Source organism: Acidiferrobacter sp., from assembly GCF_054609335.1.
On the sequence record NZ_JBTRWP010000008.1, the window covers coordinates 39,691 to 50,883 of the forward strand.

An 11,193-nucleotide genomic window follows, 5' to 3' on the forward strand; every position below is an offset into this window, starting at 1 on the left:
GACGATGACGCCATCCTGGGCCCTGATGCCTTGACGTCGCTTCTCGATACCTTGAACGCCGAGGGCTGCGGCCTCCTCCGTCGCGCGCTTATCATCGGGAGCTCGCGACTACGATCGTCGAGGGGTAGGTGGACGTGCCCCGTGTGTTGGCCATCTAGCGGCTGGGGAGTTCGCTCGCGGGCCGCTTGTGGTTAGACTGCGCCTTATGATCGTGCTCTTAACGGATTTTGGGGTGGCGGACCCCTATGTGGGTCAGGTGCATCTACGCTTGGCCGAGGCCGCGCCCGCGGTGCGGGTGGTGGACCTTTTTCATGGGCTGCCGAGTTTTGCGGTACAGGCCTCGGCCTATCTCGTGGACGCCTATTGCCAGAGGCTCCCGCCACGCGCGGTGGTCATGGCGGTGGTAGACCCGGGGGTGGGAGGTCTCCGCCAGGCCATCGCCTGGCGCGCCGGCGGGCGCTGCTATGTCGGTCCCGACAACGGTCTGTTCGAGATGGTGGCGCGCCGCGAGGGGGTGGAGTCCTGTCAGGCGCTCGCGGTCCCCGAGCACGCCGCGCCGAGCTTCCATGGCCGCGACGTGTTTGCGCCGGCCGCCGCCGCCCTCGCGCGGGGATTGGCTTTGAATGCGCAGGAGGCCCCCTTGACGCGCTTTCCCGACTGGCCCGACGAGTGGGCGCGCGTGCTTTTCATTGACCATTATGGGAATGCCGTGACGGGGCTCAAGGCCCATCCAAGCCGGCATGAGATCGAGGTCGCGGACCGTCGTCTGAGGCGCGCACGCACCTTTTCGGAAGGACCGCGCGGCGAACCGTTTTTTTACGAAAATGCCAACGGGCTCATAGAGATCGCCGCCTACGAGGCGTCCGCCGCCGGTATCCTCGGATTACGCCTTGCCGACCCGCTTCGGGTTTTGGGGTGAGGCGACCGATCGCAGCTGCGCGTGACGTTCGAGGACCTTTTTCAGATAGCGCCCCGTGTGTGACGAGGGGTGCGCCGCAATCTCGTCGGGTGTCCCTGTGGCGACCACGCGTCCGCCCCCATTTCCCCCTTCGGGGCCGAGATCCACGACATAGTCGGCGGTCTTTATGACATCGAGATTGTGTTCGATGACGACGACCGTGTTGCCGCGCTCTGCCAATGTCTGCAGTACACCGACCAGTTGTCGGATGTCGTGGAAGTGGAGACCCGTCGTCGGTTCGTCGAGGATGTAGAGGGTCCGACCCGTGTCCCGTTTCGAGAGCTCGCGGGCAAGCTTGATGCGCTGCGCCTCGCCACCCGAGAGCGTCGTGGCCGACTGGCCCAGCGTCAGATAGGACAGACCCACATCGGCTAGGGTCTCGAGTTTGCGGCGGATCGTCGGGACCGCATCGAAAAAGCCGAGCGCGTCTTCCACGGTCATTTGCAGGACCTCGTGGATGGTGCGGCCCTTGTAGCGCACCTCCAGCGTCTCGCGGTTGTAGCGCATGCCCTTGCAGACGTCGCAGGGGACGTACATGTCGGGCAGAAAGTGCATCTCCACCTTGACGAGACCGTCGCCCTCACAGGCCTCGCAGCGGCCTCCCCGCACGTTGAATGAAAAGCGCCCGGGACCGAAACCGCGTTCGCGCGCCTCGGCGGTGGCGGCAAAGAGGTCGCGTAGGGGCGTAAAGAGGCCCGTGTAGGTGGCGGGATTGGAGCGCGGCGTACGCCCGATCGGACTCTGATCGATGTCGACGACCTTGTCGAACGATTCCAGGCCGTCTATGCCGGCGTGAGGACTCACTTCCAAGCGGGACTTGTTGAGCTGGTTTGCGGCGGCCGCGTAGAGCGTGTCGTTGATCAAGGTGGATTTGCCGGATCCCGAGACCCCCGTGACGCAGGTGAGGACGGCGATCGGGATACCGACGTCGATCCCGCGCAGATTGTTGCCGCGCGCCCCGCGGATCACGATCGACCCGGTCCCCGACCGGCGCTTCGTCGGTACCCCGATCTCTTCGAGGCCCTTCAGGTATTTTCCGGTGAGCGAGTCCGGATTCTCCATGATCTGCGCAGGCGTTCCTTGCGCCACGATGCGGCCTCCGTGAACACCGGCCCCGGGGCCTACGTCCACGACATGGTCGGCGGCCAGGATCGCCTCCTCGTCATGCTCGACGACGATGACGGTGTTACCCATGTCACGCAAGGCTTCAAGGGTCGAGAGCAGGCGGCCGTTGTCGCGTTGATGGAGGCCGATGGAGGGTTCATCTAGAACGTACATGACACCGACGAGTCCCGCGCCGATCTGCGAGGCGAGCCGGATGCGTTGGGCCTCGCCGCCCGAGAGCGTCTCGGCGGATCGCGCGAGCGTCAGATAATCGAGGCCCACGTTCACGAGAAACTTCAGGCGTTCGGTGATCTCGTGGATGATTTTGGCGGCGATGGCCCCGCGTTGGCCGGGAAGCAGCAGGTGCTGGAAGAAGCCATGCGTCTCCTCGATGGAAAGGCCAGTCACTTCATGGATCGGCCGCGAGTCTATGAAGACGTTGCGCGCCTCTTCGCGCAGCCGACTCCCTGCGCAGTCCTCGCAGACCTGGTTGCCGATGAAGCGCGCCAATTCGTCACGCACGCCGGCCGATTCGGTCTCCCGATAGCGCCGTTCCATATTGGGGATGACGCCCTCGAAAGGGTGTTTGCGTCGGTGACGTCGACCGCGATCCAGGTACGTGAAGTTGATCGTTTCTTCGCCACTGCCGTAGAGGATCACCTGCCGCACTTTCTTGGGAAGATCCTCGAAGGGTTTCTCGATATCGACGTCGTAATGGCGCGCGATCGACTCCAGGAGTTGAAAATAGAAAGGATTTCGACGATCCCATCCGCGTATGGCACCGGCCGGTAAGCTCAAGCTCGGGTCTTGTACGAGGCGTTCCGGGTCGAAGAATTGCCGTACCCCAAGGCCGTCGCACGTCGGACAGGCGCCGGCCGGGTTATTGAAGGAGAAGATCCTGGGCTCGAGCTCGGCGAGGCTGAAGCCGCAGTGGGGGCAGGCGTACCGCGCTGAGAATAGAAACTCCTGCGCCGTCTCGCCTTCGCCGGGTAGGGTCACGAGGCGCACAAGCCCCTCGGAGAGCGAAAGCGCGTTTTCGAAGGATTCGGCGAGGCGGGATTCCTGGCCGACCCTCAGGACGAGACGATCGACCACCGCTTCGATGGTGTGCTTCTGGGTTTTGGCCAGGGATGGTGCTTCGCCGAGTTCGACGACTTGGCCGTCGATGCGTGCGCGCACATAGCCGCGCGCCTTCAGCTCCTCGAGCTTGTTCAAGGCCTCGCCTTTGCGCCCCGATATGACGGGGGCCAGGATCATCGCCTTCGTGCCATGGGGGAGGGCCAGGGCCTCATCAACCATCTGCGTCACGGTCTTGGCGTCCAAGGCCACGCCGTGGCGTGGGCAGCGCGGTTCCCCTACCCGCGCATAGAGGAGGCGCAAGTAGTCGTAGATCTCCGTCACCGTGCCGACCGTCGAGCGCGGGTTGTGGGAGGTGCTTTTTTGCTCGATGGAGATTGCGGGTGAAAGGCCTTCGATCAGGTCGACATCGGGTTTAGCCATGAGCGACAGGAACTGCCGGGCGTAGGCCGATAGGGACTCGACGTATCGGCGTTGCCCCTCTGCGTACAGGGTGTCAAAGGCAAGCGAAGATTTTCCGGAGCCCGATAGTCCCGTTATGACCACCAAGCGGTCGCGTGGCAGATCCAGGTCGAGGTTCTTCAGGTTGTGCGTCCGCACCCCCCGCAAACGGATGAGGTCCATAGGTTTTTTCGAGTCGGAGTAAATCGGGTACTATACGGCCCTCGGGCAGGCGAAGGCAAAGAGCGAGTGGTGCGCGCTTTTGCGGCCGGCCGTCCAGGCGTCTTTTCCATCCACTTCTGGGCCGATCGGAATGCACGTCGGGCGGAGACCGGTGTTAAGGGGTCCCGTGATGAGACGGGGAGGGATTCCCGGGGTCTCGCCCTATCCAAAGCCGAGCGGCGTGACATAAACTAGGGCCTTGCAAAGGCGCGGGGTCACGGAACGACGGTTTCGCGCCTATCCGGCGGAGCCTTTTCGGGCCCGTTTCCATCCTGAGGGGGACGTTATGGCGCGTGGTATCAACAAGGTCATCTTGGTGGGCAACCTAGGCAGGGACCCGGAGATCCGCTACGTGCCCAATGGTGGCGCGGTAGCGAATCTGAATATTGCCACGTCGGAATCCTGGCGGGACAAGGGAACCGGCGAGAAGCAGGAGCGAACCGAGTGGCACCGTGTGGTGTTTTTCGGGAAACTTGCGGAGGTCGCAGGCGAATACCTGAAGAAGGGCGCGCAGATCTACGTCGAAGGGCGTCTGCAGACCCGCAAGTGGCAGGATAAATCGGGCCAGGACCGCTATACGACTGAGATCGTGGGGAACGATCTCCAGATGCTTGGCGGTCGTGGCGGGGCGGGTGCTGGCGATGGGCCCCCTATGGATATGCCCTATGAGTCGTCAGCATCGGGTTCGGGGGCGCCGCAGGGCCAGCCCTCTCCATCGTCTTCGGGGGCCAAGGACGACTTCGACGACGACATCCCGTTTTAGCGGGCACTAAGACACAGAAGGTAAATAAGATCCCTGCAGACCTTGTGTTTGCAGGGATTTTTTATTGGTGTGGGTTTAAGCGGGCACCCCCGTCCATCTTGGGGTCCCCCGGGCTGCCTAGCGCGCCATGTGCCCTGGGTGTAGACGATCACGAAGGTCCGCGTTTTCTGGCACATAGACGCGGATTCGCAGGGTCGCTAACACAATGGGGGCGGTTTTTAACGGAACCGTGATTTAGATGCGGGAATATCGCCAGCCACCATAGCCTCGGCATGATGACAAGCAGCGATAACGTTGTGTGAGCGACTCATTCAGCGTACATCCATGTAGTTACTTTGACTAGGATTCTGCTAGGATGTACACGTACATACAGGAGATTCTCATGACGACGACAAAGATTTTCAAGAACGGCAACTCGCAAGCGGTGCGCATCCCCGCCGAGCTAGCCTATGATCGTGTCGATCTGGATCTGGAGATCGAACGCATTGGCGACGAGATCCGTATCCGGCCGGCACGCCGACGACTAAATGATCTGCTCGACAAATTCAGCCGGTTCTCCGCCGATTTCATGGCTGAAGGCCGTGGCGACAGTCAGGAAGCCGATCGGGACGCGTTATGACCCCGAAATATATGCTCGACACTAATATGTGTGTCTATCTGATGAAACACCATCCACCCGAGGTGGCAGCGCGTTTTACGCAGTGCTATGTGGGCGAGGTGGTAATTTCCTCGATCACGCTAGCCGAACTCGAGTACGGCGTCACATGCTCCGGCGATGCGCAGCCCGGCAACCGTGCTGCCTTGTCCTTATTGCTGGCCGACCTCGCGGTTGCTCCTTTTGATGCGGCGGCCGCCACCGCCTATGGCCCGGTGCGCCTGGCAACCCGGGAAGGCAGGCGCGATGCGCTTGACAAACTGATCGCCGTCCATGCCATCGCGTTGGATGTTATTCTCGTCACCAATAATGTGACAGATTTTGCCGGTTATCCCGGTCTGCATATGGAAAACTGGGTCGGCGATCACTGAGCTGATGGCTCATGTTATACCGCGGATCACGCCTTTTGTTCAGCCTCAGGTAGCATCAGCACGCGCAAGCTATCGGGCACCGGTGGTTTGATCGTGCAGGCCGAAAGTCGCGAGGAGATATTCGCTGACAAAATCGTGGCGCTTGCGCTTCGCCCTAATCGCATCAAAAATCGTGACCTCTGGGATATGGCTTGGCTTTATCAGCAAGGTGTCAAGGCCGCGATGGATTTGTTGGCGTTCAAGCTTAAAGACCACCGGAGCGACCCGCAGGAGTTTTTGCGGGTGCTGGATACTCGCGCCAACTTGTTAGTTGCGACAGATCCGCGTTCTCTTTGAGTATGTGAAGGCACGAGTAGACAAGAAGGGCTCGCGGGGGGCGGTCGGGCGCTTTAGGAATGGCGGGGATGGCCCTTCGCATAGGGCGCGGGCATGCGTCACGGCCGGAGGTGTACGCAGTCAGGGCCGGCATCGCACACCCATGCTTCTTGGTCTACTATGCCTAAAGAGATATCGTCTCCCGGTATCGATATAAGTTTTCTCTAATAATTGTGGCCCTCGAGTCGGTCGGGCGAGCCGCTATGGAAGGAAGGCGGAAGTGGAGTCCGAGTTGTGGTTCAAGGCTGCGATGGGGCTCTAGTTCGGCCATCGATCCGTGTTTAGATGTATTTCAAAACACCTCAGGAGGGGGATATGGGAGTGGATCCTAGAGAACAACGCAGCGCACGCCGCGTGCGGGCCTTGATGGTCGCGGGGATGGGGTTGGGGACGCTTTTGCAAGCCGGTTTGGTCTGGGCCGGGCCGCTTGTGGGTACCGGCGGCTTCAAGTGGGCCAGCTCATCGCAAGTTCGTGCGATGATCGCCAAGGACAACGGGACGGCTCAGGGGACGAGGGTTACCTACAGCGGCCCGGTTGCCCGCGTGGTGATCGTGGTCCCGCAGCCCGAGTTCCCGTTCCCAAAATTTAAGATCGACCACCTGCGCAATCCCACGCTCGTGCTTCCGGCAGGGGCGACCATCAAATTCACGTTTATAAACCGGATCAAGAATTTCAGCCACAGCCTCCAAATAACTCGGGCGAAGCCACCGTTCTCTATGTTCCCCAAGATCGAACCCGTTTTGGCGGGTACCGAGCTTTCGCCTGCGGCGAGGACCGGGAAGGACGCTTACGCTAACTTTACCTGGCATCCTTCCGCCGGCCATTATTACTATCTGTGCGTGATACCCGGACACGCCAAGATGGGGATGTTCGGGAGCATCGTCGTCCAGTGAAGCCCGCGCCCCGCGTAAGCGGGGTGGGCTGTCAGGTGATCGGCGTCCGTGCAGGAAACGCCCGAAGTGTCGCTCGGATCTCGTGCCTATAGCGAGATCGAGCGGCACTTAGGGCGCTCCGCAAACCTTTGGGGGAAGAGAAGGCGGGGTGTGCGGGGTTGATACGATAGCTATGCTGTCGACGACCACGTACAGGCCTGCCTGCGACGGGTTCGGTCTTGACTGGCCGTGTGAGGGTGTCGCTGCGCTCTGTTCTTTCCCATCCCCTGGCGCCGCGCATGGCTCCGGCCTGGCCTCCCGTTAGCCCGCCGTGGGAGGCATGCACCGCGATGGATGCCATCGATATCACTAATCCATAATCTTCCCAAATACATATATAGAAATTCGTTTGGCTCTATAAAAAAACACGACGGGACAATTCGGGCGGCGCGTGGATAAACTCGTCCTGCTCAGTTCGGGTCGATCGGATAGTTCGGCGAGAGCGGGGGCGGCCTGAGAGGTAGCTCGGTCGTGTGGCGTGTCGGGTCAAAAAGGATCGCGCGACCCGAGTTGGTCGGCAGAGCTGGCGGGCCTGTGCGCACGCGATGATGCACCCGGCGTCGCGGGTGCTTTGGGTCTCCGCGCAGCTTCAGGGGCGCGCTGGGCTGGTTGGCGCTTTGGTGAAAGCAAGGGGGCATGATGACGCCATGGACTTCGATCGAGATTGCTGTTGCCGGTTGGGCGATCGCGGTAGCGCTGTGGCTTGCGGATTAGGGTGGGCGGCCAGGGCCGCCGGGAAAAGTAAGGGGGAAGTAGTCCAGGCTTTGGGACGGGCTACGTGAAGCGCTTGTAAGGAAAAACGAAGGGCGACGGGAGGTATTGGCCCGCGGTTGGCAGTGTGCCGGCCGCGGGTTTTGTTTTTGCTCGACCCCACGCCGCCTGTCATGGCCGTTAGGCCCGTATCTTGACAGAGGGCTTATACGAACGTCATGATGACGCTATGATCCAAGTGTCCTTCAATTCTCTGCCCCTCCATCGCCCGCTCGGGCGACTGCGTAGTCTATCGCTCTCGTAATAGCCGGATCGTCGGCGGTTGTCCGTTTCGTCTTGCCATCTTTTCTCCGGAGTAGTGCGTGTATAGCGTCGATTTCCTTAAGGGTCTGCGACTGCGTCGTTCCTGTCGGGCCGTGAGCAACGGTTGCCCGGCAGTCGCCGCTGACCACGGCAAGTTCAGCGCCAACCTGGGGAGACGCCACGATGTTGAAAGCACCGCAACACAAATACCGGCCCTTCGCGCCGGTGGAATTAGCCGATAGGACCTGGCCCGGCCGCACCTTGCAGGCGCCGCCTGTGTGGTTGAGCACCGATCTGCGTGATGGAAATCAAGCCCTCTTCGAACCCATGGGGGTCGACGCCAAGAGGGAACTGTTCGAGCTACTTTGCGCTGTGGGCTTCAAGGAGATCGAGGTGGGTTTTCCGTCGGCGTCGCGCACGGAATTCGATTTTGTGCGGCAGCTGATAGAAGCGCGGGCCATTCCCGACGACGTCACCGTGGGCGTCCTCACGCCAGCCCGCCCTGACCTGATTGCCCGATCGGTCGAAGCGCTGGTCGGCGCGCGGCGCGCCATCGTGCATGTCTACAATGCGGTGGCGCCTGCGTTCCGCGACATCGTTTTTCGCAAAACCCAGGCGGAGATCATGGCCCTGGCCGTCGATGCTGTCCGGCATGTGCGAGAGTTGACAGAGCGGTGGCCGCAGACCCAATGGGTCCTGCAGTATAGCCCTGAGGCGTTCAGTGCCACGGAGCTAGACTTTTCGAAGGCCGTATGCGACGCAGTGGTCGAAGCTTTTGGGGCGACTAAGCATGAGCCCATCATTATCAATCTGCCCGCCACCGTGGAGTGTGCCACCCCCAACGTTTTTGCAGACCAAGTGGAATGGATGCATCGGCATATCGCGCGGCGGGACGCCGTTATCTTGAGCGTGCATCCGCATAACGACAGGGGTACGGCGGTGGCCGCGGCCGAGCTTGCGATGATGGCGGGCGCCGAACGCGTGGAGGGCTGCCTTTTTGGCAACGGCGAGCGCACGGGTAACGTCGATCTCGTGACACTGGCCTTGAATCTCTATACGCAGGGCGTGGCGCCTGGGCTCGATTTCTCGAGGATCGATGAGGTCGCGCGCGCCGCAACGCGACTCACGCGCCTACCTGTGCATCCGCGCCACCCCTATGCGGGCGAGCTCGTCTACACGGCGTTTTCGGGAACTCATCAGGACGCCATCAATAAGGGGCTCGCGGCCCAGCGGTCGGATGCGGTGTGGAACGTACCCTATCTGCCGCTCGATCCGTGCGACGTGGGCCGCGATTACCAAGCGGTGATCCGCGTGAACAGTCAGTCGGGCAAGGGCGGGATTGCCTACCTCCTGGAACAGCATTATGGCGTGGTTTTGCCCCGGCGCATGTTAATTGGACTGAGCGAGGCGGTGCAGAGGCGCGCCGAGGGGGGCGGGGGTGAGGTCACGCCCGCACAGGTATGGGAGGTCTTTTGCGATCACTACCTCAAGGATCGTGAGACAGTGACGTACCAGGGTCACGAATCCGCGGTGGATGGGAGCGGCGAGCGGATTCGGCTGTCGCTTGAGGTCGATGGACGGCTCGCCCACTATGAGGGGTGTGGCAACGGGCCTCTCGATGCTGCCTGCCGGGCGCTGCCCGGTCCGGTTCATCTCTGCCATTACGAAGAGCGTGCGATTAGTGCGGGCTCCGATGCGCGTGCCCTCGCGATCGTGGAGGTCGCCACCCCTGGGGTTGAACGTACGGTCGTGGCCGCTGCTGTCCATGAGAGTCTTGTGACGGCATCGATTACGGCCTTGGTAAGGGCCTGGGCGGGTCTGCGTGTAACGGCTGCCCAAGCGCCCGTCTTAGGCCGGCCGCCACGCGCGGCCGGAGGACTCCCTTAGGTCTCATGCAGGCTCTGAAATAGGATGCTATGGTCGGCGCCTGACAACATGCAGTATGTAAGGAGGAGTGCTCATGAGGAAACAGCTAGCGGCGATAGGCAGTTCCCTGCTTTTGATGACCGCGTTGACTGCCTGTCACCATAAGCCCAGTGGCGGCGCGACCGGGGGTTCGGGTGGGGGCGCGCAGAGTTCTTCCACGGGGACTGCGGGCACGGGAGCCTCGGGTGCGGCGCCCTCGGGTGCGGCACCCTCGGGCGGTGCCGGCAGTGGTGGTGGCGGCAGTGGTGGTGGCGGCAGTGGTGGTGGCGGCAGTGGTGGTGGCGGGAGCGCGGGCCAGGGCACGGGCGGTGCTGGTGGTGGGACCGGGTCCGCAGGCGGAACCTGATTGGTGCGAGACTAGCCGGGGCGCGCCGGGTCCCTGGAGGCGCGCCTTGAGTTGTTCCGGCGTCCTCTGCGGCGTGGGAGTTTGTGGCGGCGGCCTAGCGCAGGCGGTCACGGCGACAGAGCGGTAACAACTCCGGGCTGAGCCTGGTTGGTCGGCCAGCGCGGACCTTAAAGCTTGGCGAACAGGCTTAAACGGGGCCTTTGGAGGCGGCGTGAGCGCCCTCGTCGCATAGCGCTCGATAGATCCAAATGCATCCAACAGGTCGGTCACGCATCGCGTTTCGGTTCGTTGGAGAATCCAGTCCCTGGAGGCCTAGTCGCAACGTGGTGGCCGCTGGTATGCTGGCCCTCGGGAGAGGGGCGACGATGCGGTCAGGGGATACGGCAGCTGGGGTTCTCAAGGTCATCCGCGACACGGCCTTGAACGTCATAGTGAGGCCTGTGACGTTTTTTCAGGCCATGCCCAGACGCGGGGGCTATCGGACTCCGTACGTCTTCTTGTTGGTCGTCGGGCTGTTCGACGCGCTGCTTTTGTCGGCACTGAAAGTGCTCGTCGCCGGTCCGGCGGCCGCGCTTACCTTCGCGATGCATGTGTTTCTGGTTGTGCCGGTGGCGCTGACCTTGTTCAGTTTCGCGCTTACGGCGGTGCTGTTCGCGTTCTGGAGGCTCATGGATTCGTCGCAATCCTATGAGACCGCCTATCGCACGTTTGCCTATAGTTTTGCCATTTCGCCTATCGCCTTGCTGATGTTGTTGGTCCCCTATCTGACGTTCGTGGCTTTTTTCTGGTGGTTTGCCTTGCTCGTTATCGGAAGCGTCCACGTTCATGGTGTCGGTCGTCTCAAGGCCACCGCCGTCTTCGCCGCGCTGGGATTGGCTGTGGTTGTGTTCCTTACGCGCGCCGAGCATTACATGGTGCGCCACGGTGTGGCTCATCCTGTGCCCCAGGCTAGTTCGACGATCGACAAGCCGGCCGCGCATCCCGCCCCTGTGTAGGAGTGCCTGCCCC

Annotated in this window: 10 protein-coding genes; 9 read left to right on the forward strand and 1 reads right to left on the reverse strand. The window is 61.9% G+C overall.

The window, feature by feature from the left end; translation table 11 throughout:
- Positions 1–205: 205 nt before the first annotated feature.
- Positions 206–919, forward strand: coding sequence for an SAM hydrolase/SAM-dependent halogenase family protein (locus ACYCTF_RS03375; protein WP_461284554.1), 714 nt, complete (start codon positions 206–208; stop codon positions 917–919).
- Here the strand turns inward: ACYCTF_RS03375 and uvrA are convergent.
- Positions 884–3,763: an excinuclease ABC subunit UvrA gene (gene uvrA, locus ACYCTF_RS03380; RefSeq protein WP_461283397.1), complete on the reverse strand. Its 2,880-nt coding sequence runs from the start codon at positions 3,761–3,763 to the stop codon at positions 884–886. The genes ACYCTF_RS03375 and uvrA overlap by 36 nt on opposite strands.
- A gap of 325 nt (positions 3,764–4,088) precedes the next feature.
- On the opposite strand from uvrA, the gene ssb reads away from it, so the two are divergent.
- The 8 genes from ssb to ACYCTF_RS03420 all read left to right on the forward strand — a co-directional run bounded on the left by ssb (position 4,089) and on the right by ACYCTF_RS03420 (position 11,180).
- Positions 4,089–4,565, forward strand: a complete 477-nt coding sequence (gene ssb, locus ACYCTF_RS03385; protein ID WP_461283398.1) for a single-stranded DNA-binding protein — start codon at positions 4,089–4,091, stop codon at positions 4,563–4,565.
- 382 nt (positions 4,566–4,947) lie between these two features.
- Entirely contained in the window at positions 4,948–5,184 is a 237-nt protein-coding gene (gene vapB, locus ACYCTF_RS03390) for a type II toxin-antitoxin system VapB family antitoxin (protein WP_461283399.1), read from the forward strand.
- Positions 5,181–5,591 carry a PIN domain-containing protein gene (locus ACYCTF_RS03395; RefSeq protein WP_461283400.1) on the forward strand — a complete coding sequence of 137 codons (411 nt, stop codon included), beginning with the start codon at positions 5,181–5,183 and terminating at the stop codon, positions 5,589–5,591. Before vapB ends, ACYCTF_RS03395 begins: the two co-directional genes overlap by 4 nt.
- Before the next feature lie 93 nt (positions 5,592–5,684).
- The gene (locus ACYCTF_RS03400) at positions 5,685–5,927 is read left to right on the forward strand and encodes a nucleotidyl transferase AbiEii/AbiGii toxin family protein (protein ID WP_461283431.1); all 243 of its coding nucleotides are present in this window, start codon (positions 5,685–5,687) and stop codon (positions 5,925–5,927) included.
- Positions 5,928–6,281: 354 nt separating this feature from the next.
- The gene (locus ACYCTF_RS03405; RefSeq protein WP_461283401.1) at positions 6,282–6,860 is read left to right on the forward strand and encodes a cupredoxin domain-containing protein; all 579 of its coding nucleotides are present in this window, start codon (positions 6,282–6,284) and stop codon (positions 6,858–6,860) included.
- A 1,236-nt stretch (positions 6,861–8,096) separates the two neighbouring features.
- A complete protein-coding gene (gene leuA, locus ACYCTF_RS03410; RefSeq protein WP_461283402.1) occupies positions 8,097–9,800 on the forward strand; it encodes a 2-isopropylmalate synthase in 1,704 nt (567 codons plus the stop codon).
- A gap of 73 nt (positions 9,801–9,873) precedes the next feature.
- A complete protein-coding gene (locus tag ACYCTF_RS03415) occupies positions 9,874–10,185 on the forward strand; it encodes a hypothetical protein (protein ID WP_461283403.1) in 312 nt (103 codons plus the stop codon).
- Positions 10,186–10,550: 365 nt separating this feature from the next.
- Positions 10,551–11,180: a YIP1 family protein gene (locus ACYCTF_RS03420; RefSeq protein ID WP_461284555.1), complete on the forward strand. Its 630-nt coding sequence runs from the start codon at positions 10,551–10,553 to the stop codon at positions 11,178–11,180.
- The last annotated feature ends 13 nt before the right edge of the window (positions 11,181–11,193 follow it).

What these genes read in the sequence shown, in the direction of transcription:
- ssb (WP_461283398.1), top strand. Translation starts at nt 4,089, where the DNA reads ATGGCGCGTGGTATCAACAAGGTCATCTTGGTGGGCAACCTAGGCAGG.
- ACYCTF_RS03405 (WP_461283401.1), top strand. Translation starts at nt 6,282, where the DNA reads ATGGGAGTGGATCCTAGAGAACAACGCAGCGCACGCCGCGTGCGGGCC.
- leuA (WP_461283402.1), top strand. Translation starts at nt 8,097, where the DNA reads ATGTTGAAAGCACCGCAACACAAATACCGGCCCTTCGCGCCGGTGGAA.
- ACYCTF_RS03375 (WP_461284554.1), top strand. Translation starts at nt 206, where the DNA reads ATGATCGTGCTCTTAACGGATTTTGGGGTGGCGGACCCCTATGTGGGT.
- vapB (WP_461283399.1), top strand. Translation starts at nt 4,948, where the DNA reads ATGACGACGACAAAGATTTTCAAGAACGGCAACTCGCAAGCGGTGCGC.
- uvrA (WP_461283397.1), bottom strand. Translation starts at nt 3,763, where the DNA reads ATGGACCTCATCCGTTTGCGGGGGGTGCGGACGCACAACCTGAAGAAC.
- ACYCTF_RS03415 (WP_461283403.1), top strand. Translation starts at nt 9,874, where the DNA reads ATGAGGAAACAGCTAGCGGCGATAGGCAGTTCCCTGCTTTTGATGACC.
- ACYCTF_RS03395 (WP_461283400.1), top strand. Translation starts at nt 5,181, where the DNA reads ATGACCCCGAAATATATGCTCGACACTAATATGTGTGTCTATCTGATG.
- ACYCTF_RS03420 (WP_461284555.1), top strand. Translation starts at nt 10,551, where the DNA reads ATGCGGTCAGGGGATACGGCAGCTGGGGTTCTCAAGGTCATCCGCGAC.